Origin of the sequence: Staphylospora marina (assembly GCF_003856495.1) — a bacterium.
Lineage (GTDB): Bacteria > Bacillota > Bacilli > Thermoactinomycetales > Thermoactinomycetaceae > Staphylospora > Staphylospora marina.
In genome coordinates, this window is the sequence record NZ_CP034118.1 from 1,722,127 (window position 1) to 1,747,552 (window position 25,426).

Annotated in this window: 28 protein-coding genes, 2 tRNA genes and 1 pseudogene; 3 read left to right on the forward strand and 28 right to left on the reverse strand. The window is 56.1% G+C overall.

Annotated features, from left to right (window positions below; translation table 11 throughout):
* Positions 1–2: 2 nt before the first annotated feature.
* From EG886_RS08610 to EG886_RS08615, 3 genes are all read right to left on the reverse strand, one after another.
* A tRNA-Met gene (locus tag EG886_RS08610) sits at positions 3–79 on the reverse strand.
* 87 nt (positions 80–166) lie between these two features.
* Positions 167–343 carry a hypothetical protein gene (locus tag EG886_RS13745; protein ID WP_164491744.1) on the reverse strand — a complete coding sequence of 59 codons (177 nt, stop codon included), beginning with the start codon at positions 341–343 and terminating at the stop codon, positions 167–169.
* 189 nt (positions 344–532) lie between these two features.
* Positions 533–1,069 (reverse strand): phosphatidylglycerophosphatase A, encoded by a 537-nt coding sequence (locus EG886_RS08615; RefSeq protein ID WP_124727754.1) that lies wholly within the window; start codon positions 1,067–1,069, stop codon positions 533–535.
* Positions 1,070–1,244: 175 nt separating this feature from the next.
* On the opposite strand from EG886_RS08615, the gene EG886_RS08620 reads away from it, so the two are divergent.
* A complete protein-coding gene (locus tag EG886_RS08620) occupies positions 1,245–1,754 on the forward strand; it encodes a 2'-5' RNA ligase family protein (protein WP_124727755.1) in 510 nt (169 codons plus the stop codon).
* Positions 1,755–1,779: 25 nt separating this feature from the next.
* Positions 1,780–2,220, forward strand: a complete 441-nt coding sequence (locus EG886_RS08625; protein WP_124727756.1) for a GNAT family N-acetyltransferase — start codon at positions 1,780–1,782, stop codon at positions 2,218–2,220.
* Positions 2,221–2,263: 43 nt separating this feature from the next.
* Here the strand turns inward: EG886_RS08625 and EG886_RS08630 are convergent, their stop codons facing one another.
* From EG886_RS08630 to EG886_RS08705, 18 genes and pseudogenes are all read right to left on the reverse strand, one after another.
* Positions 2,264–3,112 (reverse strand): PHP domain-containing protein, encoded by an 849-nt coding sequence (locus EG886_RS08630; RefSeq protein ID WP_206425307.1) that lies wholly within the window; start codon positions 3,110–3,112, stop codon positions 2,264–2,266.
* A 202-nt stretch (positions 3,113–3,314) separates the two neighbouring features.
* The gene (locus EG886_RS13960; RefSeq protein WP_241154292.1) at positions 3,315–4,154 is read right to left on the reverse strand and encodes a hypothetical protein; all 840 of its coding nucleotides are present in this window, start codon (positions 4,152–4,154) and stop codon (positions 3,315–3,317) included.
* Between the two features lie 549 nt (positions 4,155–4,703).
* Positions 4,704–4,826: pseudogene (locus EG886_RS14120) on the reverse strand (SEC-C metal-binding domain-containing protein); the annotation flags it as partial.
* A 91-nt stretch (positions 4,827–4,917) separates the two neighbouring features.
* On the reverse strand, positions 4,918–5,895 hold the full coding sequence (locus EG886_RS08640) for a 3D domain-containing protein (protein WP_124727758.1): 978 nt from the start codon (positions 5,893–5,895) through the stop codon (positions 4,918–4,920).
* A gap of 131 nt (positions 5,896–6,026) precedes the next feature.
* Positions 6,027–7,085 (reverse strand): VanW family protein, encoded by a 1,059-nt coding sequence (locus tag EG886_RS08645; protein WP_241154294.1) that lies wholly within the window; start codon positions 7,083–7,085, stop codon positions 6,027–6,029.
* 113 nt (positions 7,086–7,198) lie between these two features.
* On the reverse strand, positions 7,199–8,020 hold the full coding sequence (locus EG886_RS08650) for a gamma-glutamyl-gamma-aminobutyrate hydrolase family protein (RefSeq protein WP_241154295.1): 822 nt from the start codon (positions 8,018–8,020) through the stop codon (positions 7,199–7,201).
* A gap of 86 nt (positions 8,021–8,106) precedes the next feature.
* Positions 8,107–8,322, reverse strand: a complete 216-nt coding sequence (locus EG886_RS08655; RefSeq protein ID WP_124727759.1) for a DUF378 domain-containing protein — start codon at positions 8,320–8,322, stop codon at positions 8,107–8,109.
* 174 nt (positions 8,323–8,496) lie between these two features.
* Positions 8,497–9,609 carry a flavodoxin-dependent (E)-4-hydroxy-3-methylbut-2-enyl-diphosphate synthase gene (gene ispG / locus EG886_RS08660; RefSeq protein WP_124727760.1) on the reverse strand — a complete coding sequence of 371 codons (1,113 nt, stop codon included), beginning with the start codon at positions 9,607–9,609 and terminating at the stop codon, positions 8,497–8,499.
* A 291-nt stretch (positions 9,610–9,900) separates the two neighbouring features.
* Positions 9,901–10,053, reverse strand: a complete 153-nt coding sequence (locus tag EG886_RS13750; protein WP_164491746.1) for a hypothetical protein — start codon at positions 10,051–10,053, stop codon at positions 9,901–9,903.
* On the reverse strand, positions 10,053–10,244 hold the full coding sequence (locus tag EG886_RS08665; RefSeq protein ID WP_124727761.1) for a YqzE family protein: 192 nt from the start codon (positions 10,242–10,244) through the stop codon (positions 10,053–10,055). The genes EG886_RS13750 and EG886_RS08665 overlap by 1 nt, the downstream gene beginning before the upstream one ends.
* 25 nt (positions 10,245–10,269) lie before the next feature.
* The gene (locus EG886_RS08670) at positions 10,270–10,812 is read right to left on the reverse strand and encodes a shikimate kinase (protein WP_124727762.1); all 543 of its coding nucleotides are present in this window, start codon (positions 10,810–10,812) and stop codon (positions 10,270–10,272) included.
* Positions 10,813–10,851: 39 nt separating this feature from the next.
* The gene (locus EG886_RS08675; protein ID WP_124727763.1) at positions 10,852–11,220 is read right to left on the reverse strand and encodes a hypothetical protein; all 369 of its coding nucleotides are present in this window, start codon (positions 11,218–11,220) and stop codon (positions 10,852–10,854) included.
* Positions 11,210–11,680 (reverse strand): hypothetical protein, encoded by a 471-nt coding sequence (locus EG886_RS08680; RefSeq protein WP_124727764.1) that lies wholly within the window; start codon positions 11,678–11,680, stop codon positions 11,210–11,212. Before EG886_RS08680 ends, EG886_RS08675 begins: the two co-directional genes overlap by 11 nt.
* Positions 11,677–12,018 (reverse strand): hypothetical protein, encoded by a 342-nt coding sequence (locus EG886_RS08685; protein WP_124727765.1) that lies wholly within the window; start codon positions 12,016–12,018, stop codon positions 11,677–11,679. Before EG886_RS08685 ends, EG886_RS08680 begins: the two co-directional genes overlap by 4 nt.
* Positions 12,019–12,041: 23 nt before the next feature.
* The gene (locus EG886_RS08690) at positions 12,042–12,443 is read right to left on the reverse strand and encodes a pilus assembly FimT family protein (RefSeq protein WP_164491747.1); all 402 of its coding nucleotides are present in this window, start codon (positions 12,441–12,443) and stop codon (positions 12,042–12,044) included.
* 32 nt (positions 12,444–12,475) lie between these two features.
* Positions 12,476–12,805, reverse strand: coding sequence for a competence type IV pilus major pilin ComGC (locus EG886_RS08695; protein WP_124727767.1), 330 nt, complete (start codon positions 12,803–12,805; stop codon positions 12,476–12,478).
* Between the two features lie 33 nt (positions 12,806–12,838).
* Positions 12,839–13,882 carry a type II secretion system F family protein gene (locus EG886_RS08700; RefSeq protein ID WP_124727768.1) on the reverse strand — a complete coding sequence of 348 codons (1,044 nt, stop codon included), beginning with the start codon at positions 13,880–13,882 and terminating at the stop codon, positions 12,839–12,841.
* On the reverse strand, positions 13,854–14,948 hold the full coding sequence (locus EG886_RS08705) for a GspE/PulE family protein (RefSeq protein WP_241154439.1): 1,095 nt from the start codon (positions 14,946–14,948) through the stop codon (positions 13,854–13,856). The genes EG886_RS08700 and EG886_RS08705 overlap by 29 nt, the downstream gene beginning before the upstream one ends.
* Positions 14,949–15,125: 177 nt before the next feature.
* Between EG886_RS08705 and EG886_RS08710 the strand changes: the two genes are divergently transcribed.
* Positions 15,126–15,200 (forward strand) — tRNA-Gln (locus tag EG886_RS08710).
* Between the two features lie 165 nt (positions 15,201–15,365).
* On the opposite strand, the gene EG886_RS08715 is transcribed toward EG886_RS08710, so the two are convergent.
* The 7 genes from EG886_RS08715 to EG886_RS08745 all read right to left on the reverse strand — a co-directional run bounded on the left by EG886_RS08715 (position 15,366) and on the right by EG886_RS08745 (position 25,417).
* Positions 15,366–16,058: a TerC family protein gene (locus EG886_RS08715; RefSeq protein WP_124727770.1), complete on the reverse strand. Its 693-nt coding sequence runs from the start codon at positions 16,056–16,058 to the stop codon at positions 15,366–15,368.
* A 61-nt stretch (positions 16,059–16,119) separates the two neighbouring features.
* Positions 16,120–17,763 (reverse strand): M20/M25/M40 family metallo-hydrolase, encoded by a 1,644-nt coding sequence (locus EG886_RS08720; RefSeq protein ID WP_124727771.1) that lies wholly within the window; start codon positions 17,761–17,763, stop codon positions 16,120–16,122.
* A gap of 39 nt (positions 17,764–17,802) precedes the next feature.
* A complete protein-coding gene (gene thiI / locus EG886_RS08725) occupies positions 17,803–19,008 on the reverse strand; it encodes a tRNA uracil 4-sulfurtransferase ThiI (RefSeq protein WP_124727772.1) in 1,206 nt (401 codons plus the stop codon).
* On the reverse strand, positions 19,005–20,162 hold the full coding sequence (locus tag EG886_RS08730) for a cysteine desulfurase family protein (RefSeq protein ID WP_241154296.1): 1,158 nt from the start codon (positions 20,160–20,162) through the stop codon (positions 19,005–19,007). The genes thiI and EG886_RS08730 overlap by 4 nt, the downstream gene beginning before the upstream one ends.
* A gap of 161 nt (positions 20,163–20,323) precedes the next feature.
* Complete coding sequence (locus EG886_RS08735) at positions 20,324–21,364, reverse strand: LacI family DNA-binding transcriptional regulator (protein WP_124727773.1); 1,041 nt, start codon at positions 21,362–21,364, stop codon at positions 20,324–20,326.
* A 191-nt stretch (positions 21,365–21,555) separates the two neighbouring features.
* Positions 21,556–23,517, reverse strand: a complete 1,962-nt coding sequence (locus EG886_RS08740) for a glycoside hydrolase family 15 protein (protein ID WP_124727774.1) — start codon at positions 23,515–23,517, stop codon at positions 21,556–21,558.
* A 145-nt stretch (positions 23,518–23,662) separates the two neighbouring features.
* Complete coding sequence (locus tag EG886_RS08745) at positions 23,663–25,417, reverse strand: glycoside hydrolase family 13 protein (RefSeq protein ID WP_124727775.1); 1,755 nt, start codon at positions 25,415–25,417, stop codon at positions 23,663–23,665.
* Positions 25,418–25,426 lie beyond the last annotated feature (9 nt).

Below are 25,426 nucleotides of genomic sequence, written 5' to 3' on the forward strand. Positions count from 1 at the left end.
GTTGGTTGCGGGGGCAGGATTTGAACCTGCGACCTTCGGGTTATGAGCCCGACGAGCTACCGGACTGCTCCACCCCGCGGCAGTTGGTTCATGTTTGACAACCGCCTCATCAGCGGCGACATCTATTACTATACACGATTGGATCGGAAAGTGCAACAGTTTTTTTCTATTTTTTTTTCCAAACGTAACGAACGCCGTATCGTCCCTTGCGGGAACGGAATACCTCCACTTCTTCCGGACAATCGTAACCGTACAGCCACCAGTCTTCCCTCATTCTGGTGGCAAGGCATCTGGCCTGAAAATGGCTGTTGTACAATTTGGCCCAATAGACCCAACGACCCATTCGGCCGACCCTCCTTGTTCCCGTACCATTTCGCGTGCTTTTATTTTGCCTTTTTCCCGTCCGTTTCATGCCGGATCCTTCCGGGATCACAAAGAGTCTTTGGCGGCCTTTTTTCGCCGACGTGAAGGCCGACGTTTCGGGCGCCGACCTTTCACGCGGAGAATGTTTCAGGAGAATTTTTCGAATGGATCAGTTCGCTTGGGCATTTCTCCCGTCCTCACCGTTTTGTTCTTCCTCATCCCTCAGCCGGTGCGCGAGACGGCTGGAAGCGGCTGCCGCGATGCTGGCCACGAGATCGTCCGTGAACGTGTGGACGGGTCCGTCTTTCTTCGTGTCAAGCTGCCGGATGATGCCGATCTTCTGCTTGTCCAAGTGACCGAACGTGGTGACCGCGATGCTTCCGTATCCGAACACGGAACCGAGAGCCAGCGTTTCGTCACACCCGAACAACCCTTCGTCATCCCGGACAAGGGAAAGGAGAGGTTCGGAAAGAAGATTTCTTTCAGCGAGCATATCCAGTTCCACACCCACCAGGATGGCATGTTGGATTTCTCTCTTGTTGAGAACGGCCAGGACACTTTCCACGCAAGCTTCCAAGGTCAGATCTTCTTTGTACGGAGACTGCATGTGATAGACAATCTCGGCAATTGCGTCGATCGTGACACCCCGGTCTTTCAATCGGTCCATGGCCGCCATTTTCACTTCTTGGCTGTGAATTCTCTTCATCCGTTTCGCCTCCTGCGGTTCGTGGTAAATCTTACCTGTATCTTATCACAACAGAATGAACTTTCTCACCGGTCGCTTTATTTTAAAGTGAAAGTTATAATAAAAGAAATGTCTGTTTGGAGCGACTGTACCAACTACTTGACTCAGCCAACTACTCAGAGGAGGGTTTCTGACCATGTACTTTGGAATTGCCGTATTTCCGCAAAAACACGTTCAAGATGTCGCCAACTCGTACCGAAAGCGTTATGATCCCCACTATACGCTGATCCCTCCGCACATCACCCTGATGGACCGGTTTGAAATGGCGGAGGAGGAAGCGGAAAAACTGGTTCCCGAACTGGAACGGATCGCATCCGAAACGGAGGCGTTTCGCATTCGTCTTCACAAAGTCAGCAATTTCTACCCGGCCAGCCACACCATTTATCTCGCCGTCGAAGACAGCGCTCCGCTCGTCACTTTGCATAAAAAAATCAAAAGTGTGGTCGGACGGGTGGAATCTCCCTATGAATTCATCCCGCACCTGACCATCGGACAGAAACTGCCGCAGGATGAACTGCATGACATCTACAGCAGCCTGCGGATGACCACGTTTGACCTGGAGACGAAAATCGACCGGTTCCATCTCCTTTATCAGCTGGAAAACGGGTCGTGGAACATCTATCAATCGTTCCTGCTGAAGCGCTGATTTCCGATCCGAGAGGAATGATCCGATGGAGATTTTCATCAAACAGGCCACGACTCCGCCCGAATTGGAACAGGCATGGGCCATCCGGCGTGAAGTGTTCGTCATCGAACAGCGCGTTCCGGAAGACTTGGAAATCGATCAGTGGGAATCGACGTGTACCCATTTTCTCGCTCTGACCGGCACCTCTCCGGTCGGAACCTGCAGACTGCGCATGCTGGATCCGTCGACGGGAAAAGTGGAGCGGGTGGCCGTTTTGAAATCCGCACGATCCGCCGGAGTCGGGAAAAGGCTGATGGAAGCTTGCGAGCACCATGCCCGGGAATGCGGCGCATCTCTTCTGGTGCTGAATGCGCAGATGCAGGTGGTTCCCTTTTACGAAAAACTGGGGTATTCCCGAACGGGGGAACCGTTTGAGGAAGCGGGAATTCCTCATGTCAAAATGAGCAAGCGCTTGATCAATGCGTGACCGGAAGGTGCAAGGCGGACCGGGGCATCGGCTCCACCGCCGTTCACCCCTCCCGGTTCTTTTCGGCCCGCTCTTTCAGCAGGAGCGCCCGTTCCCATTCCAGACGACAGGTCCCCAGCGGAGCATGGTACATGGAACCGTTGCGCTCTCCGTGAAAATCGGAACCGGCCGTGACGGCGAGATTCCATTGTTCCGCCAGCCGCAAGTATCGGGCTTTGTCCTCTTCCGTGTGGTCCGGATGGTTCACCTCGATGCCGTCCAACCCGTTTTCCACCAGCCAAGGAAGGATCTCATCCATCCCGTACAATCCCGGATGGGCGATGACTGCGGCCCCTTTGCTCCGGTGAATCAACCGGATCGCTTCCACCGGAGAAATTCGGTCCGGCGTCACGTATGCCAGTCCGTTTTTCCCCAGGTATTTGTCAAACGCTTCTTCCATGGAGCGAACGATTCCTTTTTCCATCAACACTTCCGCAATATGAGGCCGGCCGACGTTCAGGTCGGCTTTTCCTCTCTTTTTGGCTTCCACTTCTTCCAGTGTCAAATCGATGCCCAACTCATTCAGCTTGTCGATCATCATCAGGTTTCTGCGCCTTCGGACGTCTCTGAGCTCCTCCAGTTTCTCCAACAAGCCGGGATCCTTGTGATCGATGAACAATCCGAGCATGTGAATTTCCCGGCCCTGCCACAACGTGGAGATCTCCACGCCGGGAATCACTTCCATGCCCCATCTCTTTCCGGCTTCCAGTGCTTCCTCCACACCGTCGACGGAATCGTGATCGGTCACGGCCACCGCATAAAGACCGGCATCCCGGGCGATCCGTACCACTTCCGTCGGTGAATGCAGCCCGTCCGATGCAGTGGTGTGTGCATGACAATCTGTCATTCTCATGATGAACCTCCGACATGTGATTTCAAAAAAACACCCCAACAGTATTCTACCAATGATTCATGAATTTCGTATCATTTTTCATGGACCTCTTGTACAATGATCCCCGTCCTCCCATGCATCCGCTTTCCCGTGTTCCGCCTGGAGTCCGGGGCTGCCCGGTGAATGTCAAAAGGCAGCCGTCCCACAGGGGCAGGCTGCCTTTTTACGGATTTCCCAATACTTTCAACTGCTTGTCCGGCAACAGGACCGGGTACACGCCGTCCACCCGGCTGATCCGGCATCCTTCATCATCGAGTTCAAACCGCCCGCGAACCCAGAAACGTTGGTTCGTCCACGGAAAACCGGCCAGATGAGCCGGAACCCAGCGATCGTTCACCCGGAGAACCGGTCCGGTCGAAGACATCGCCAACATCACCATGACGGATTCTTCATCGTTTCTCTCCCCGGAAGGAGAAAGCCCGTGTTGACGGATCCAACGGCCTGCTTCCACCGCCGTCGGCAAAGCGTGAATCAGGGTCACGTACAGTTTCCGGAACCGCTCATAGACATCGCAAATCCCTTCCTGATCAAGCCAACGAAAGAGATGTTTCAGCGTGTTGAGAAAAATCCTGCTTCCTCTCGTGGTGGTTTTGGCATGATCGATGTACCATACGGCGAGGAAATGGGTCAGTGTCTCCTCGTCCAGCATGTTCCAGTCGAACCGCTGTCCGAATCGCGCCGCAAGATACTTGTAAAGAAGTTCCAGAGAATGGTTGTAGAACTTTTGCGTTCCCTTTTGAAGCGGGATCACGTGATTCATGTGAAATTGCTCCAGTTGCTGCATGATTCTGACAGGGAGATCTTCTTCCTTGGGCTCCACGACCGGCCAAAGCGGCATGGCTTTGACGGTCTCCGGGAGCTCGGACATGGACGGAACGGACGGTTTTTCGCTCCGGTCCCTCTCGGCCGCTCTCTGAATCGTCCAGCCGAGAATTCGAAATTCATTCTCCCATGGCGCGGTACGGGTTTCTTCCGAACGGCGGTCATATTCCTCGAGTTGCAAGAGTATCTCCCCTCTCATCTCATGCGAAAAAGCTGAATACGGTCCCAACGGTTCATAGCGGTTGCCAATCCGGACCAACCTGGCAAAAACAATGGTGTCAAGGGGGAGTTCCGGCCCTTGTATGACTTCAAATTCCTTGCCGTCATCCAGCCGACGCCAGATCACGCTTTCCCCGCGGTGCTCCGCGACTTCATGAATCCGGAATCGGGAACCGGCAAAGCTGCGGGCAATCCGTTCCCTGGCTGTCTGCTTCCGAACGGTGGACATCCACAACTCAATGGGGCGCTGCCGGTTGAGACACGGAGCGTCAAACAGAAGCCAATACTGGAAGAATGCGGACCATTCCGGTGTCACCGGCCGGTCAAGGGGGAGTTCCAACAACTGTTTGAATCGGCGCTCCCATTCACACTTGAGTTCATAGGAAAACCGTTCGGAAAACCAGCGGATCAATTCCCTGATCAGCTCGTTCTTCAACCGTCCATCCCGTTCTTCGCGGCTTTTTTCGGCGGCGGCGAGAGTGACGACACGTTCGCAACATTTCTTGTACTTTTTGCCGCTCCCGCATGGACATGGTTCATTCCGGCCTGTCATCTTCACACCTCGGCTCCGTTTTTCCTTGAAACAGTATATCTGAAACAAAAGATGAAAACAAAGGGAAATTTGCAGAATCATCCAATTTGTTTCTTCTTCCTTCCTGTCGTGTATATTTCCCGTTTTGCAAAAAAATTCCCTGCAATGTCAGAGCATTGCAGGGAATTTTTTCTCATTTGAGGATCTGAATGGTGACGGTGCGCCGTCCCCACTTCAAAGCCTCGGCACGCGTTTCGAAAAACAGGTCGATGATCAGCCCGTCCACCGCGCCACCCGTATCCTCGGCCACACCGTAACCGTAACCGGGTATGTACAACTTGGTACCGAGCGGGATCACGCTGGGATCCACGGCGACGGTTCCGCGTTTGGGCCAAGTGCCCATGTACGTCCGGTTTCCCGTGTGCGTGTACCCGGTGGCTTGCACCGTAAGCGTGCGAACGGCGGCAAGATTGACTTTTTCCTTTTGGGCCAGTTCCTTGTTGGTTCCGATTTTCACGATTTTATCGACAGGTTTGACAGTTTCGACCAATCGTTCTTCGATGACAGGCTCCCCGTTTTCCTCCACCGGTTCTCCGTTTTTGAAGAGAGCGACCACCTGAAAAATCTTCTTTCCTTCCTTGCCTTCTTTTTCGACTTTCTTTTTGCCTTCAGCCAACTGGTCGTCTTTCTCTTCTTTCGTATTGAAAGGGATTTTTTCCACTTTCTTTTGAATCCGCTGTTCATAGCGGTCCACAACCACCGTCATCCCGTCGGTGATTTTGGCGTCCGGTGAACTGCTCAACTCATCCCACGCCGTCAGTTCCACTTTTTTCTCCTTCAGGAAATCGCGGACCGTGGGAGCGGTGGTTTGAAACGTTCCAAGCTCTTTTCCCGCCACGTGAAGTGAAACCTTGCAATTGCAGCGCAGTTCCACTTTCCCGCCGGAAAGAGGTTGATCCCAGGAAACGGGAGCCTTGTATTTCTTTTTCAATTCAGGGACGTTCATGCCTTGATCTTCCAAACCCTCCGCCAATGTGTCCCCGGGGTCGAGCTTGACGGTCCCGGCTTTGTCACTGAACGTGACCGTCACTTCCCCCGAGGAGCATCCGGCCATGAAGGAAAGGGCGAAGACAAGCGCGGAAGCCAGGCTGTTTCGAAGGATTCGATTCATGCGTAACCTCCTTCAGAAAATAGCCCTTACAATGGTTCCCATTATAGCAGAACATCCGCGTCGAATCCATGAATCTTCCCTGTTTGTCATAGAATCATCTTTTTTGATGGTGCATAACGGTCATGCATGAGTCACGATTCCTGCCGACGGTTTCCGATATTTGCTTTTTTCAAGGGTTTGTCTTTTGTATGTTTCACCGGTTTTTTGGAAGGTTTTTTGTCGGGAACCGCTTCTTCCTCATCCGCCGCATACTTGCCCGGAGCCTGCGGAACGTGCCGGGGCATGTGTTTCGTCGACCTTGGGGCGTACACGGAGATGCTCAGACGACCGCCGTTTGCGGATGCCACGATCAGCACGGGCTCATCCAGTTGATTTTGAAAGCGGAAATCAGGTCCTCCCCATGAAACCGTCGCATCTCTTCCGGACGGAACATATCCCACTTTCCGACTGTGACTGACCCGCTGAACGATTTTCAATCCCGCTTTGTCGACGCAATTGTACAGCGTGGATGAAGTCTGGCAGATTCCTCCCCCCACTCCTTCGCTGTATTCCCCTTTGACAATGATCCGCGCCGGGCGGTATCCCCTTGCAGGGGTCCGTACACCGACTGTCTGATTGAAAGAAAAGATCTCTCCCGGCATTACCACCTTATGATCAATGGACGCCACCGATAACCGGATGTTGTGCGCCCGGTTGACATTGCGGGGGTTGTACCACGTGGTGTACGTGGCCAGTCTCTTTTCTTTCAGCCGGATCAGCCGGTCCAACGTCAAGGCGGGCTCGATTCTTTTCACCGGCAGATGAACGGGCCTGCCCATCACATCATGAATCCGGTCCGGCCACAGCTCCAGCTCGTCACGATCCACCATCACACCGTCCTGATGAGGAACGGGCTTCCGGTTGACAAAACGGGCGGATACCGGCGGACGGTTCACCACGCTTTCCACGGTGAGTGAAATCCAGTCCATCCACTGGTCCCGATCCAGGGTGGTCGGATCAATTCCGTCAAATCCGATCTCTTTCAAAGGAAGGGCCCACTGCCGGTTCTCATGTTCCATGATCAAGACCGGCGGCCGCCCTTCTTCCACGTGGTACCCCGAAGCCCTGACCGGGGCTTCAACCGTCGCGGCAATCGTCAGCGCGAGCACGATGACGACGGCAAAAAAGCTTCGGATGACGGATGCAAGCATCATGACTCCTCCTTCCCCCGTTTATTCTGTTTCAATTCAAGTGCTTCTATCAGAAGGCGGCATGTTTCGGATCCAAAAAAAGCGGCGCCTGTCCGGCACCGCTTTTTCCAATCTCAGGACTTTTCCTTGCCTGTTTGTTCCTCGTTTCGCCATTTTCTTTTTCCGCAAGCCTTGACGAATTCCTCAAACAGCTTTTCCGCTTCTTCCGATGAGCTTGTCATGCACTCCGGATGCCACTGGACCCCCAGCACAAACGATCCGGAAACGCTTTCGATCGCTTCCACCACTTCGTCCGACGACTTGGCGGAAATTTTCATTCCGGGCGCAACCATGCGGACGGCCTGATGGTGAAAACTGTTGACTTTGATCGATGTTTTTCCCAATATCGAATGAAGCAGTGAACCTTCATGGATCTGCACACTGTGGGAAGCATGGGAGCGGGGTGCCCGCTGGCTGTGCTGAATCACGCAAGCCCGTTGCGCCTGCAAATCCTGATACATGTCGCCACCCAGTGCGACATTCAGGATTTGACACCCCCGACAGATGCCGAAAACCGGTTTGTTCATGTCCACGAAGCGTCTGACCAGCGCGATTTCCATTTCGTCCCGTTCCGGCACGATTTCACCCAATCCCGGATGCGGTTCTTCTTCAAACAGAGTGGGGTCGATGTCACCGCCCCCCGACAAAATCAATCCATCCAACTGCTCACTGAACCTTTTGATCACTTCGTCGTCCGTGCAAAGCGGGATCATCACCGGCAATCCTCCGGCTTTGAGCACCGAATCGCTGTAATCCCTGGACAAGGTCAGCTTCCGCTCGTCTTCCAGCGATACGGTAATCCCGATCAACGGTACCAAAACAATCACCCCGGTTTTTCCCTGATTGGAAACAGTCGGCAGGGACACGGTGACCCTGAGCTGTTTGCCCTTTCTCATCATATGGGCTTCCGGGGGCACATGCAATTCTGAAATTCAAACAAAAACTCCAGACTTCACAGCCCGGAGTTGTCATCCAGCCGCATTCACCGTTCGTCGGCGGTTACGCGATCGTCAAAGAAGAAACGGATCGAGTAAATGCCGGCCAGACCGACCAGCGCATAAATAAGCCGACTGAATGCGGAAGATTCCCTGATCGTGTCTCCGCCGAACACAGCCGCCACCAGATCCCATTGGAAAATACCGACCAGGAGCCAGTTCAGCGCTCCGATGATCACAAGCGCCAGTGCCAATCTTCTCATGCGTATCCCTCCTTCTCATCGGGTGAGTCAGCTATATTATGCGGACGGGAAACGGGACTTATGCATCCCGGAAAAAACTCGCCGGAGGCACGCCGACAACCCACGGCCGGATGCCGAAAAAAAGATTCAGGCTCCCCGGGGGGAACCTGAATCTCTTTCACGTGACATGATCCGTCAGATATGAACTTCTTCCTTCCCTTTGCTCTCTTCCGCCTGTTTCCGAACATATTCTTCGGCCAGTTTGTCGATCTCCTTTTTCAATTCGGTGACCAACTCTTTCTCGGGGATTTTCCGAATGATCTTGCCCTTTCGGAACAACAGACCTTCGCCCCGCGCCCCGGCGATTCCGATGTCCGCTTCCTTCGCTTCTCCCGGTCCGTTCACGGCGCAACCCAACACGGAAACTTTGATGGGGGCCCGGACCTTCGCCAGGTACTCCTCCACTTCATTCGCGATGGAGATGAGGTCGATTTCGATTCGGCCACAAGTCGGACAGGAGACCAACGTTGCCGCATTGGCGGCCAGTCCGAACGTTTTGAGCAGTTCTCGCGCCACCTTGACCTCTTCCACCGGATCGGCGCTGAGACTGATGCGAACGGTGCTTCCGATTCCGTGGGAGAGCAGAGCACCGATTCCCGCCGCACTCTTGATGGTTCCCGAAAACAACGTTCCCGCTTCGGTGATGCCGAGGTGCAACGGATACCGGAAGGTTTCGGCCGCCTTTTTGTAAGCGGCGATGGCCAGATTGACTTCCGACGCTTTCAGGGAGACCACGATGTCATGAAAATCAAGGTCTTCCAGGATGCCGATGTGGTACAGGGCACTTTCCACCATGCCTTCCGCCGTCGGATAACCGTACTTTTCCAAAATTCTCTTCTCCAGGGATCCGGCGTTCACCCCGATGCGAATCGGAATGTTCCTTTCCTTGGCGGCTTTGACCACCGCCTCCACTTTTTCTCTCTTCCCGATGTTTCCCGGATTGATCCGGATTTTGTCGATTCCGTTTTCGATGGCTTTGAGGGCCAGCTTGTAGTCAAAATGAATGTCCGCAACGAGCGGAACGGATATTTCTTTCTTGATCTCCTTGATGGCTTCGGCCGCGCGCATGTCGGGGCAGGCGACGCGGACAATCTGGCATCCGGCTTCTTCCAAGCGCCGGATCTGTTCCACCGTGGCTTTGACATCATGCGTTTTGGTGGTCGTCATGCTTTGAATGACCACCTGATCGTTCCCGCCGATCTGGATGTTCCCCACTTTGACCGGACGCGTTTCGGTACGATGGTACATAGAGGAGTCTCTCCTTCTCCGGTGGTTGAAAAAATATTGAAAATCAGGACGAATCGATGAGCTCACGGGTAAAGTATATCACACTCCGAAAAAAATGGGAGTGCACCCGGTCTTTGGCCAAACATCTTCAACATTCGGTTTCCCTTTGGCCAGGCGACAAGGACGGGGAGGAAAACAAAAAACAAGTGCCGGTTCCCGCCCGGATCCCGCGAGGGAAATGAGCGTGAATCAATACCGGCACTTTCAGGACAACATCCGCCGATGCCACCGGGCCGCGGCGGCTTGCACCCGTCAGGACGATGACGTTTTGGACCAAGCGATCAATGCGACATCTTTGCCGAGCAATCCGGAAAGTTCTTTTTCCGCGTTTCGGAGGCGCTGAAGCACATCCTCCCGATGGTCCAAACGGACCAATTGGAAAGACCGATCCGCATCCTGTTTCATCAGGCCTTCCTCCTTGATTTGGGGCGTCGGCTGTCCACATACATTTTCAAGGAAAACGGGATCATGCCGAACCAGCGTACACTCCACGGAAGCCTCGACGCCATTTTGGCTTCCTTTCTCTCATGGCGGGGGGTCTCCATGTACCAGACAAGCCGTTTGAGGAGATAGGCCACCCAATCTTGGAATGACATGTGTCCCACCTCTCTCTGAGCAGTTTCACCGATTCGGCTTCTCTTTAAACATCCGTCTCCACTTGTTCAAGATGAACCGGACGGTTTGTTCCGCCGAGAGTTCGTCGGTATCCACCGTCCAATCCGCGAAATCATAGATCCCTGCCCGTTCCCGGCAGAGCGTGCGCACCCGTTCCTCCGTGTTCCCGGTCAACAAAGGCCGGATTTCCCGTGATCCGGCCAGCCGACGGATCAGTGTCTCCGGCGCGGCTCGCAGAAACACCACCCATCCTGCCCGGCTCATCCGTTCCCGGTTTTCCGGCCGAAGGACCGAACCTCCGCCGGTCGCAATGACATGCGACCGTTTTTGCGACAGCCACCTCTTCAAGACGCGGACTTCCGCGTCACGAAACGCTTCTTCTCCCTTTTTGCGAAACAGAAGATCCACCGTCATTCCTTCGCTCTTTTCAATCTCCGCATCCAGATCGACGAACGGCATGTCCGATTCAGCGGCCAGCATTCTGCCGACCGTGCTTTTTCCGGATCCCATCATTCCGATCAGGATGAGGTGCCGTTTTTCCGATGGCATGAAACATTCACCCACATCATGGAATGGAATGATTCCATCTTACCGGATGCGTCTTTGGATGACCAGTGATGCGGGATCCAGCTCCGCTTCCGCGGACTTTCGGATTCCCGACGGTCCCGTGGCAACGGCGCGGAGCCGGAGTTGACCGGTTTTCCGTTCCGCTTTCACCTCCACCAGATATTCCCCGAGCCGAAACCGGCCGGAATCCGCTTCCGGCCGTTCGCGCAATCGCGTCTTCATGACTTCCATGCCGCTTTCCGCGGCGTAACCCGCTTGAACTCCTTCCCACCACAACCGTTCCGTCTGCCTGCTTCGAATGTTCATCGACACCATGATGGTGAGAAGAATGAAGATCATGGAGGAGACGGCAAGCACGACCGGCAATGCGGCTCCCCGTTCATCCCGCATTGTCTTGTTCATTCCTTTCCGATAGATACAGGGTGACGTCCATGGATGAGGTCCAGTTTTGGAGGCCGAGCTCCACTTCCACCCCTCGGTCGTCCGGCATCCACGCCGCAAAATACACATTGTCCAGCACGATCATCGTCCCGCCGAACGATGAATCCGTGGGTTCCTTGACACTTCTTATCAGTCGTCGATTTCGGTGTTCATACCGAACGGAGGATCCGTCCGGAAATCCGATCACCAAAGCCTCCCCTTCCTTCCGGAAGTGGCTTGCCCGTTTCACGTCCTGTTCCAAAAGCGGCACGAAAGACAACACTTCAGCCTCCAGCCTTTGCCGGCCGGCCTGTTTGCCGATCTCTCCTTCAAACGTTCGCGTCGCCAGGAACAGCGATGGAATCAAAAGCACCAACACGGACAGGGAAATGATCACTTCGACGTAGGTATACCCTTTTTCGTCTCTCATGGAATCGCCCTCCAGGCGGACAACCGTCGCACCTGTTCCCCTTGCGGTCCTCGCCAACGAATCTCCACTTCGTGCCGGACCAGTCCCGGCGTTTCTTCGAAACAATGCCAGCGAAGCCGATAGACTTGATGCACGTATGCCCGGCTTCGAACTTGTTCCTCCCCGACACAGTCGCTCCCGAACGAGTCTCGGATTTTCTCCATCCGCTGCTGGAGAAGCAAGCCGGCTTCGACCAAAGACGTTTGTCTTTGACCCATTGCCTTCAACTCACCCACGACGGGGATGGCCATGAAGAGCAAAACCCCGAGCACGAACATCGCCGTAACCGTTTCGGACAAGGTAAAGCCCCTTTCCCCATGCATCAAGGCAACCACTCCGCAACGGGAAGCCCCGACGCAACCTGAATCCGAAGGAGGCCCACCACCCGGCCGTCCAGCATGAGCCGAACGGTTCCTCCTCGCGCCTGACCGGTTTTCGCAAACAAAATCCCGTCCGGATAGTTGCTTTCCAGCCGGTATTTGGGAGGAACGGAAACGGTTCGAAGTTCCGATCCCCCCTGAATCACCCGGATCGATGTCTCCTCCAGAAGAACGCGGACTTCCTGCTCCCTGGCGAGTGCTTCCATCCGGGCATATTGCAATTCGGAGGCAAGAAACCTCATGAACATTTCCCGTTCCAAACGTTCACCGATCCGGGCCATGGCAGGAACGCTGAGCGAAAACAAAAGGCCCACCACGAAAAGGGTCATCGTCAATTCCGCCATCGTCCAACCCCCTTCCCGAAAGCGGGCGCCACTCATCGCTTGCAGGTCACCCGCTCTTCAGCCGGTACGTCCGGTTTCCGATTGATCACGTAGGTTCCTCCTCCCGGGCACTTGGGAACGGAACGGAGATAATTGGTCTTCACCAGTTCTTCCACGCTGGCGGGATAAGTGCCGTACTCCAAAAAATAATTGTCCGCCTGGGAAGCGATCAACCGCCTGTTGGCACGGTCCGCCTGACTGCTCGCCTTTTCTCCGGCCGCCTTCAGATTGGGAATGGCGATGGCCAGAATCAATCCGATGATAAACAGAACCACAAGCATCTCGATCAGGGTGAATCCTTTTTCGTCTGTTGCTTTCCTCATCCCTTCACCTCTCCTCGCTTTCAACGTGTCGGTTCAGAGTGCGCGAACCATCTGCAACATCGGCAAAAACAGCGCGATCACCATGGCCGCGATCAACAGTCCCACGCCGAAGATCAACAGCGGCTCCAGCCCCCGGGTGAATTTTTCCGTCTTCGACGTGATGGCCGCCTCGGTTTCCCGCGCCAACATCAGAAACGCGTTGTTCACGCTGCCGATGCTTTCCGCCAAAGCCACCAGTCTGGGCAACGACGGCAAAAAGAGATCTCCCGCTTCCTCCCGGATGGCCAGATGCAGCGGACTGCCGGACTCCACACGCATGCGGATCCGCCGCAATCCGGCGGACAGACAGACCCACGGAGTTTCCCGTTCCACCAGCTCAAGCGCGTTTCGGAGAGGAACGCCGGCATTGAGCAGCGATCCCAGTTGCACGGAGACATATTGCGTCATCCGAAGCATCCGGAGATCTCCGATCACGGGAATCCTGAGAAGCGCTTTCTCCCATGCCTCCCTCCTCCCGGAAGAACCCGTCCCCGAAATGCCGTGCAGGATGAGAAGCATGCCGATCCCCGTACCGATCACACCCGCCGGCCAGTACCAGTGATCACGGACGGCGAACAACCACCGTGTGGCCAATGGAAGCGGAATTCCCATCGCACGGTACAGGTCGGCAAAGCGGGGCAACACCACGGACGTGAGAAAGAGAAACGAGATCAAGACCATCAAAAACACCACGGCCGGATAGAGAATCGCTCTCCACATGTCCCGGATCCACTTGCTGCGGGCCGAATAGTAAGTATCACATTGCCGAAATCCGAAGGAATAGTCCCCGTGTTCTTCCGCCGCCCGGATGAATGAAACGAACAAGGCGGGAAAACCGGAGACCCGCAGTGCATCGGAAAGACGCTCCCCCCGCTGCAACCGGTCCTTCAGCGTTCCGTACAAGAATGACGGAATCAGCTGTTGTTCATGAAGCAGATCCAGTGCGTCCAGAAGAGGAACGCCGTTCTCCAACAAACCGGCCGTTTGCTGCGCAAATTGAGCCAGCTGCTCAACCTTCCACCGTTTCTTCCACCACATCTCCGATCACCCTCATCCATTCCTCCCGGGTCGTCAGTCCCTGATCCATTTTCCGCTTCACGGCTTCTCCCAGCGAAACAACTCCCTGTTTCCGCAAATGGCGACGAATTTCGTGAACCGGATCTCCCCGCACGATCATTCGTTCCAACCGTTCATCGGAAACCATGACCTCGAACACGCCGGTTCTTCCGCAATAGCCGGTTTTCATGCACCCTTCGCATCCGCTTCCCCCGCAATTCCAGCAAACGAGACGGACCAGCCGCTGTGCGATGACACCCGCCAACGCCGCGGCAACCCGGTACGGCTCCACACCCATGTCCACCAAACGGGTCACGGCGCTGGCCGCATCGGCCGTGTGGAGCGAAGACAGAACCAGATGACCGGTCAATGCCGCCGAAGCCGCGATGGCGGCCGTTTCCGCATCACGGATTTCCCCGATCATGATCACGTCCGGATCTTGCCGGAGAACGGCTCTGAGCCCACGCGCAAACGTGAGACCTGCCCGGGGATGAATCCGGATCTGGTTGATTCCTTCCAATCTCCGTTCCACGGGATCTTCCAGGGTCACGATGTTCGTCTCGGGCCGGTTCAACTCTTCGGCCATGGCATACAACGTGGTGGTCTTTCCGCATCCCGTCGGACCGGTCACCAACAAGAGGCCGTTGCTTCGTTTGAGCAGCCGCTTCACGGTTTCCAAGGTCGCCATCTCCATTCCCAGTCCGTCGAGTGAAACCGGCCGTGCATGGCTCTTCATCAACCGCAGCACCATTTTTTCTCCGTAAAGCACCGGAACGGTGGAAATCCGAACATCAAAGCGTTCACCGTCCTTGTCCAGCGTGAGGGATCCGTCCTGGGGCATGCGCCGTTCCCCGATGTCCATCCCGCTCATCACTTTGATGCGCGACACCAGGGGAGACGCCCACTCCGGAGGAAACGAACGAACCTCCACCAGAAACCCGTCCACCCTTTTTCGGATCCGTACCCTGTCCGGAAGCGGCTCGATGTGAATGTCACTGGCCCCCCATTCCACGGCTTGTCCGATCAGTTGTTCCACGCAGGCAACCACATCCAATGCGCGTCTTTACCCTCCCTTCATTTTTTCATTCGTCAATATTTTCCGAATTCTTCCTTCTTTTTCCTTTTCCTGCTTTCTTTCGACAACATTTGCGCATGACACGAATTTCTCTCCGAAGAGATGCATATTTGACATGGCCCGGAGACATACTTTTACCAGATGCAACGATGGGGAATAGCCAAGTGGTAAGGCAACGGACTTTGACTCCGTGATTCGCAGGTTCGAATCCTGCTTCCCCAGCCAACGCAAAAGCGGCTTTCCGATCCATCGGAAAGCCGCTTTGCCATGTCAATCGTCATTCTTCTTGAAGCGTGCGTCAAACACGAAAAAGGAATCGGGAATCCGCAGGTTCTTCGGGGAAAAAATGACAACGGCTTCCGCCTCGGAGGCCGGTTCAAGCCGTTTGTCTCAGGCCGTTTTCTGTCGTCCGATCGCTCTCCGGACCACAAATCCCGCGAGGACGGAAAGAACGGCCAGCGCCATCGGCACCGCCAAATCCAAAAACCTCAGATTCGCCGGTACCAGCCCGGATATGAACGGATCCTTCAAAATCAGCTCTCCGGCCGTGTACCCCAGAATGGCCGATCCGAGGTAAACCAGCCAAGGCAACCGGTTCATGATGGAGGCGATCAGTTTCGAACCCCACATGATGATGGGAATGCTGAGCGCCAGACCGAACAGGATGAGCAGCAAGTTGCCGTGAGCGGCACCGGCCACGGCCAACACATTGTCGAGACTCATCACCACGTCCGCGATGACGATGGTTTTGATCGCGCTTCTCATCGAAGAGCCGGCGGTGACTTGTGTCGACTCCTCTTCATCCACCAGCAATTTGACGGCGATCCACAACAGCAGAAGCCCTCCCACGCTCATCAGGAACGGGATATTGAGCAGATACGCCGCCACGGCGGTGAGAGATGCCCGGAGAAACACCGCCGCCGCCGCACCGAACAGAATGGCTTTTTTCCGCTGGTGTTCGGGAAGATTGCGGGCGGCCATCCCGATCACGACCGCGTTGTCCCCGCTCAGGATGATATCAATGATGATGATGTTCACGAACCCCAGCCAAAACGCCGTATCACTCCACATGGTCGCTTCCATTGCCCAACTCCTTTTGCCAGCAAGTACCCTTCCGCCTGGCCGAACCCGGGGACGGGAACGTTCATCGGAACAGATGTTGAATGACGCCGACCGTCAACCGGGGAGCGATCTCCATGGACCAATCCGTTTCCACCCGTTCCCACTTTTTGTGGGCGTCTTTTCCGTAAGGGCCGATATTGACCACCGGAACATCCAGGCGGCGAATCGCTTCCACCGGAAGGCGGTATTTCACTTCCCACGCCGGCATGTTCACCGTGAATGCTTCCAGATCCCCTTCATTGTCGGAGATCGCCACAAAACTCATGTCGGAAATGTACGGGAAAAACTTGCGAATCTCCACGGGCCGGGAAACATGAGGCCGAATGTCGTCCACCGCTTTCCGGACGGCCGTCATCAACCTCTCTCCCCTCTCCTCTTCCTCGCTGAGCACCACCCTCGGAATATACGGGGAAGCATAAAACACGATGACGGCCGGCTCGGCATCTCCCGCCCGTTTCCACAATTCTTCCACGGCTTTCACCGAAAACTCCCGCAGATCCAACCGGTGGTCCCCGGACAGGGATTCGAGGCATTCCCTCCATTCACGCTCAAAGGCGGCGCCATGCTTTCGCAGCGCTTCCCGCAACAGTTCCGCGTACGAAAACACCCGGACCTTCGGGGTCCATCCGGATGGAGGAAGTCCGGTTCTCCCCGCATGAACGTCCCGATGACGGACAAACCTCCCGACCGCGGCCGCAAACGCTTCTTCCGCCAACGATTTCATTTTCCGCATCACGTCAGCCGGTGACATTCCGTGCACGAAAAAATTGAACCAGGCAACGGCTCCGTGCGGGGTCTGCACGTCATACCGCAACTTGAGATCGGTCTGTTTGAGAGAAACGGGCGGCATGGTCGTCTCGCCGAACAATTCATCGCAAAGATCCGTATTGTAATCGATGCGTGACGTCAATTCGGCGATGACGAGGTTCGGATCGAATCCTTCAAACACCTGTCCCGCATGCGTTTCCTTGCCCGTCACGTAAAACGCGGGGAGCAATTTGCCCACGGTTCCCAGGTAAATGTACCGGTTGGGGTCTCCTTCCCAGCGGGGAGAAGTGTAATCGGAATTGATGGCCGCCACATACTCCAAATTCTCCCTCACGGCCAACGGGTGGACATCTTCCACCGCCGAAAGCATGCCCCGCGAATCGTTTTCCTCGTCACAGGCAGCGATGAACAGCAGATTGCCGCGAAGTTCTTCCCTGCGGGACGCGAATTCATGCAGAACGGCCATGTTGATCGCGATTCCGCTTTTCATGTCCACGGATCCCCGGCCGGGCATCCACCGGCCCGACTCCAGATCCTGTCTGACTTCTTCCGGAAGCGGCTCGGATCGCCACGCCTCGATCAGTTTGTCGGGCGAAAAAGCCAGGTCCTGCCATTTGCCGTAATCTTCCACGCCCACCGTGTCAAAGTGCCCCATCAGGATCACGGTTTCACGGTAATGTCCGTCACCGCCCTTCACGAGCGCGAGGACATTGTACCGTTCACGGTCGTCATCCCGGGTGGGCAACACCATCAAGTGGTCGGGGTGTTCCCCGAAATACGGATGTTCCGCCAGCATGTCGCGAATCAGAAAGGCCAGGTCACGCTCTCCGGAGGTGCCGACAATACTCGGATGTTCCACCAACTTGCGGGTAAACCTCATCACCGTATCCCGAAACATGCCTCATCGACTCCTCCCGCTTGCAGTGATCACATGGTGTCAAAAATAGGAGAATTCTTCTTCCCCGTCCTCTTTCCGCTCGGTCAGAACCAGTGTCTCCGTTCCTTCGACCGCCTCCCGGACCAAACGTTCCACGTCAAGCCGCGCTTCCTCATCCCTGGCGGTTTGCAGGTCGGGACGGGTTTTCGGCGACTTCGGCAAAAACACCGTACAGCAATCTTCATATGGCAGAATCGATGTTTCATATGTGCCGATTCGCCTCGAAATCTCCATGATTTCCTGCTTGTCCAATCCGATCACCGGGCGAAGGATGGGCATGTTGGTCACGTCATTGATGGCCGTCATGCTCTCCAGGGTCTGGCTGGCCACCTGACCGAGACTTTCTCCGGTGACTAGCGCCAGCGCACGATGCTTTCGGGCCAATGCTTCACTGATCCGGAGCATGAACCTGCGCATCACGGTAATGGAATAGGAACGGTCGCAATGTTTGTTGATTTCGGTTTGAATTTCCGTGAACGGCACCACGTGCAAACGGATCTCTCCGGCATATCGGGTCAGGATTTGCGCCAAATCCACCACTTTCTGCTTGGCCCGTTCACTGGTGTACGGATAGCTGTGGAAATGGACGGCATGAAGCTCGCCCCCCCGTTTGAGCGCCATCCAGCCGGCCACCGGGCTGTCGATCCCGCCCGACAGCAGAAGCATGACCCGGCCGCTGACTCCCACCGGCAATCCACCGGGTCCGGGGATGTCGTTACCGTAAATATATGTGGCTGTGTTGCGAACTTCGACGTGAAGATTCAAATCGGGCCGATGCACGTCCACTTTCAACCCCGGGACCGTTTTGAGCAGAAATCCGCCCAGACGGTGGTTCATTTCCTGCGAGGGAATCGGAAAACTTTTGTCGGAGCGTTTGGCCGTCACCTTGAACGTTCGTGCATCGGGACACCGCGACTGCACGTATTCCCTTGCCGCCTCTTTGATCCGCTCCCAATCGGAGTCAACGCGGATGGCGGGACTCATGCCGACCAGTCCGAAAACCGTTTGCAATTCTTCCAGAATCGGCTCCACCGGTTGGTCTCCCGGCTCCACAAACAGGCGCCCGTACGTGCGGGTGACCCGGACGCCGGGGAATTTGTCCAGTTTCGCCCGGATGTTGGCGATGAGCCGGTTTTCGAAATCGGTCCGGTTTTTTCCTTTCAGAGCCAATTCTCCGTATCTGAGCAAAATGCAGTTCTCTTTCATTGTTTCCGCACCTTCATCACTTGTGTGAGTGGCGGGATCACGCGAATGAGAGCATCCGCGGCCCGCGTCAGGTCGTCTTCCGACGTCTCCAGTCCCATGCTGATGCGGATCCCTCCAAGCGCTTCCTCATCGGTTCTTCCCATCGCCTTCAGGATCCGGCTCGGCGTTTCCTTTTTGGAGGAACAGGCCGATTTGCTGGAAACATACACGCCTTCCCGTTCGAGGGCGTGAACGATCACTTCCGATTTCAGCCCGGGAAAAGACAGACTGATGATGTAAGGGGCATCCTGCTCCGGATCGCCGTTCACCACCACGTCGGGGAGATGATTCGTCACTTTCCGGAGAAACTCCCGTTTCCACCGGCGGGTTTGTTCGAGAAACGCCTCCCGTTTTCCTTCCGCCAGGGCCACGGCTTTGGCCAATCCGGCAATCCCGGGGACGTTTTCGGTTCCGGACCGGATTCCCCGTTCCTGGTCTCCCCCGTGCACGATCGGAAAAATTTCCAGTCCCTTGCGGATGTACAAAAATCCGGTCCCCTTCGGGCCATGCAATTTGTGTCCCGACGCCGACAACAGATCAATTCTGCATTCGGCGGGAATCAGCGGAATTTTTCCGAACGACTGGACGGCGTCGACATGAAAAATCACGCGGGGAAACCGCTCAAGTCGCCGTCCGATTTCGGAAACGGGCTGAATCGCGCCGGTTTCGTTGTTCACGTGCATGACGGAAACCAGCACGGTTTCATCCGTGATCGCCTTCTCCACTTCATCCGGAGACACCCGTCCCGTGGAGTCGACGGGCAGCCAAGTGACCTTCCACCCTTTTGATTCCAAACGGCGAACGGCTTCAAACACGGACGGATGTTCCACCATGGTGGTGATCACGTGCCGACCGCGCTCGCGCCAACGTTCCGCCGTCCCCAGAATCGCCAGATTGTTGGCCTCCGTCCCGCCGGATGTGAAGAAAATCTCTCCGGGAGAGCAGGAAAGGGTCCCGGCGATCCGTTTCCTGGCCTGTTCCAGGAGACGTTGGGATTTGGCGCCGATTCCGTGGAGCGATGAAGGATTTCCGAACACGTTGTGCATCACGTCCGCCATCACCGACACCACCTCGGGATGGGTACGGGTGGTGGCACTGTTGTCCAGATAGATCACGGAGATCCCCCCTTTTCCCTGTATTCTCTGCTGCAACTCCCTCATTCTATCAAAAAAAGCAAACACCTGACAGGGGTCAGGTGAGCGAGATGCCAAGACGGGCCGAACGCTTTTTCCGCACCCTTCCGGAAAAAACGCCGGCCCGGCCCGATTTGCCGTTCTCAGCCCCGGATCGAATCCGGGGTTTTCAGTCGACAACTCGATCGGCGCACGATCAGTTCGGACGGCAAAATGATTTCTTTCATGGTTCTCGGCTTGTTCGGCGACGCCAACGTATCCAGCAACAATTCCATCGCTTCCGTTCCCAGTTCGTAGGCAAGGATTCGCACGCTGGTGAGCGGAGGATGAATGAACGGCATGAGCGGTGAATCGTTGAATCCGACGATCCCGAAATCTTCGGGAATCCTGAGTCCGAAATGTTCGGCAAAACGAATGGCACCGAGCGCAAGCAGGTCGTCGGCGGCGCACACCGCGTCAAACGGCACTCCCCGTTCCCGCAGCTCACGAAGCGCCCGGAATCCGCCTTCGATTGAAAAATCAGCTTCGATGATCCGCATTTGATCCACCGGAAGATCCCGTTCGATCAAAGCCTGTTTGTAACCGTTCAATCGGTCACGGCTCACCACCAGACCGGAGTCGCCGCTGACGAAGACGATGTTTTCATATCCTTGATCCAAAAGATGAAGGGTGGCCATTTTCGCGGCCTGCACATTGTCATTGTTCACGGAAAGGACGGGTCGCTCCGCACACCGGCCGATCAACACGAACGGAACATCTTCCTCCAGCAACGTGCGGATCAGCGGATCGTTGATCCGGGAGGTGGAAACGATGAGCCCGTCCACCCGGCGTTCCCGGATCAGCTGCAGACACTTTTCCCGTTCCTCTTCGATGGTCCGGCTGATCGAAATCAGAATATTGTAATTGCGGGCCTGAGCCACCGTGGACATGCCTCGCATCACTTCCGGAAAAAAGGCATTGGAAAAAGCCTGCTCGGCCTGACGGGCAATCGTGAATCCGATCGTCCAGGAGTTTGCCCGGGCCAGGCTGCGGGCCGCCGCGTTGGGCACATAATTCAGCTCTTCCATGGCGCGCAGCACGCGCGCTCTCGTCTCCGCACTGATCCGGTTGCTTCCGGCGATCACACGGGAAACGGTGGAAGGAGAAACGCCCGCCAACTTTGCCACATCTTTGATGGTGGTCATGAAAAAATGCTCCTTTACCGTGCAATCGTTCTCATCTCTGATTATAACACCGTGAGACTTTCCCGTGCCAAACTTCAGAAAAACCGATGATCCGACGGAAAAAACGGGTGGGCGGAGTCGCACATGAACCGCCCGGCCCGTGCAAACGTTGCAACTCCCGACGGCCCGGCGCCGGAAATCACCGAATCATGTTACTCCGCTCCATCCACGGTCAATGCGTCCAAAGAAACACCCGCATCCACCAGCTCATGAACCGTGAGCACCAACATGGCATGGGACCAAGTGAGCGGAACCACCCATGCCGTCTCTCCCGTGTGACGATCCACCTGTTCGGGCAGGAGATCCAACGCGGTGCGATGCCGAACCGCCCACTCCAGCAGCCGCACGGCTTCATTCGCTCTGGATTGCCGAATCCGAATCATCGCCAGCCACAATGTGGTGAGAATCCAGGGATTTCCTCCGATGTATCTGTCATCCTCGTACCGGCGAATTCCTCCCACGGGACTGGACAGGAGCGTTTCCACCGCTTCGGAAGTGGCTACCATCCGCGGATCATCGGCGGGAATCAACTCAAACGGCAAGGAAACTCCCAGCAAAGACGCATCAATCACGTCATCCTCCCACAACCTCCATACCACGTATCCTTTTCCGTCCCTTTCCCGGATCACCCGGCGTCCTTTCGCTTCCGCCTCCCGGGCGGCCCGGGCATCCACCGCCCGTTTCAATCCCCGGAAGAAGGCGTTTCTTTTTTCATTCCACAGACGCTTGAGCACCGCGGAACGAACGGTTTCGGCCGCCTGCTTCCACTCCCGTGCCAAACCGTCGAAGCCGAGACGATCCGCCATCTGCGCGGCGGCGCGAAGCCCTCCGCAGACGGCCGCTGCGGAATAGGTATGTTCCCCGTCGCGTTCTTCCCAGAGATCTTTGCTCGGAAGCGGCAATCCCGTCTCCGGATCGAGAAACGATGCAAGGAACTCGGCCCCTTTCCGGACGGCCGGCCAGATTTCTCCCAGAAATCCGTCATTCTCTTCTTTCCGGACAAACTCCCACATTCCCCAAAGGATAGAGCCGGTCTCATCGATTTGAAGCCCCCACTGGGGAGCGGGACGCCCGTCAAGGTAGTGCCTCTGTTCCCAGGAACCGTCCGGACTTTGCGCCCGGACCGTCCAACGGTAGAAATCCCGGACCATTTCCCTGTAACCGGCACGGTCGATCGCCGTGGCGATCCAGGCCGCATCCCTTCCCCAACAATAGGCGTATCCTCCGCAGCGGGAAAAATCCTCGTCAAATTCCGGAGCCGCGATCATGCTCCCTTGTGTGAGATCCGTCATCAGACGAAACACGATGAGGGAGCGACGGTACAGGCGGTCAACCGTTTCATGTCCGGTGGATACCGGTTTTGCCTCCTTCAGATACTCCTCCCACCATCCCGTTGTCTGTGCGAGCAAAGTCGATCTCCCTGTCCGCCTCGCCCCGTCCAGTTCAAGAAGCGCCGCTTCGGGATGGTCTCCGAACGAGATCCACAGCGTGATCTCCCAAGTCTCTCCGGGATTCAGGAGTCCCGTGTCCCAGCTGAGAACCCCCTCCGGACTCATGTCGATTTCCGTTCCGTCCGGTTTTCCCGACTCCGCCGCTTCCGTTGCTCTTCCGGCCTGGAAGCCGCTGACGGGACGATCCGCACCGACCGCCGCGGCAAATTCATTCCGAAAATGGACCAGGGCCTCGCGTTCACGATCAAACCGGGTGGTGTTATACCGTTTCAGCTCTCCCATCTCAAACGAGGAAAGCAGCAAAAAATCCGCTTGAAGCGGCGATTCCCCTTCGTTGATGATCCGATAAGCGCGAACCATCACGGAGCATCCCGGGACCACGAAATCCGTGCATGTCACTCTGAGTGATCCCGGCATCACGGCTTCCGTCTTCAAGACGGCCGTATCTCCCTCCCAGGCTTGTCGATGCTTCCATTCATTCCCGTGCAACCAGCGGACGCCATGTTGTCCGTTCAGCCGAAGTCCGATCCAAAACCGCCGGACGTGTTGGGCATGGTCCGGTCTCGGCCACCACAGCCGGTGGAGCTGTCCGCGCCGGTCCAGCGTGCCGAGCATCCGCCCGTTGCCGACCACCGCATCCATCAAATATGGTTTCCTCTCCATGGTTCCATCCAACCCTCCATGACAAAATGATGCAAACAATGCGCAACCGATTTCACGCGGAACCGGACAAAGGGCTGTCAATGCGACGGAAACGGACCGCGGCTTCAAGCGCTCCGCGACGGAGCGCTTGCCGGGCCATTCTTGCTCACGCCATCTCAAACACGGCTCCCTCATACGGACCGAGATCCACGCTCAGCTCCCCGTCCGTCACCGTGTGCCGACGTCCTCCGAGCAGATCCCTCACATCCGGACCGATTCCCGGCTCCACCGGCAACTTCACCGTGCGCGGCTGATCCCCGTTGTTCAAAACGATTCCGACCGCACGGCTTTCATCCTTCCGGATGAATGCGAAGATCCCGGAACTTCGATCCGCATGCCAAGTGCGAACCCGTCCCCGCCTGAGCGGTGTCAACCGGTTGCGGAGACGGATGAGCCTTTGAACAAATTCCAGCAACCCGCGATTTTGCGCTTCCGGATCCCAGATCATCGGACGGCGGCAATCGGGGTCGGGTCCTCCCTGCATTCCGACTTCGTCTCCGTAATAGAGCATCGGCACTCCTTGCCAAGTCAGCAGGAACAGGAGGGCCAGCTTCATTTTCCGGTCATCGCCGCCACACAGAGTCAGAAAACGTTCCGTGTCATGCGAGCCGATCAGGTTCCACATCACCCGGTGAACGGGTTCCGGATGCCTCATGCGAATGCGGCAAAGCTGCTCGTCGAACGTTTGCGCATCGATCGATCCTTCCGCAAAAAACCGGACCACGCAGTCCCGAAACGGATAGTTCATCACGGAGTCAAACCGGTCTCCCCGCAGCCACTCACCGGCATCATGCCAAATCTCACCCACGATCAGGATGTCGGCACGGACGGCTTTCACCGTTTGGCGGAATTCCCTCCAAAACGCGTGATCCACCTCATTGGCCACATCGAGTCGCCACCCGTCAATGCCGGTTTCCGTCCAGAACCGGGCCACATTCAGCAGGTACCGTCTCACCTCCGGATGTTCGGTACGCAATTTCGGCATGGTGGTCACACCGTTGGCAAACGTTTCATAGGTCGGTTCCGGTTCCTGTTCCACCGGGAAGCGGTCGATGAAAAACCAGTCTTTGTACCGCGACCGCGGTCCGTTTGCCAGAACGTCCCGAAAAGCGAAGAAGCGGTCTCCGCAATGATTGAACACCGCGTCCAGAATCACCCGGATTCCCGAGCGATGCGCCCTGTCCACCAGCTCCCGGAACAACCGGAGATCTCCGAACGAGGGATCGATCCGAAAGTAATCTTCCGTGTCGTATTTGTGATTGGACGGGGAAAGAAAGAGCGGCGTGAAATAAATCGTGTTGACGCCAAGATCCCGCAAATGGGGGAGTTTGTCGATCACCCCCGCCAAATCGCCGCCGTATACACTGTCCGGGCGCGGCCTCGCATCCGGCGACCACGGCTCCGCATGCACCGGATCATCGGCAGACTTGCCTCTTGCAAACCGGTCCGGGAAAATCTGATACACCACGGCATCCCCGGCCCACTCGGGAATCTGAAACAAACCGGATTCATGCAGGTAGGCGAACTGAAAAACGCCCGCATCCCGCATCGATCGTCCGATGCCCCGTTCCCCGCAGAGCAGCACTTCCCCGTTTGCTGTTTCCAGACGAAACTGGTATTGAAGACGCTTGGAGGGGACGTCAAGTGACGCTTCAAACCAGTCAAACAGGTCATCCGTCGCGATCTTTTCCGCTTCCGTCCAAATCGCGTTCTCCTCAAAAGAGACATAACGGTCGGAACCGCCGACCCGGCAACTCTTCACATCCCCTTTTCCGACCCGGATCCGGACGCGCACCCTGCTGAGGCTTTCAGGCCAGATCCATGGATCCGAAGCCGCATGATACACCGCTTCCCGTCTCAACGTTCGGTC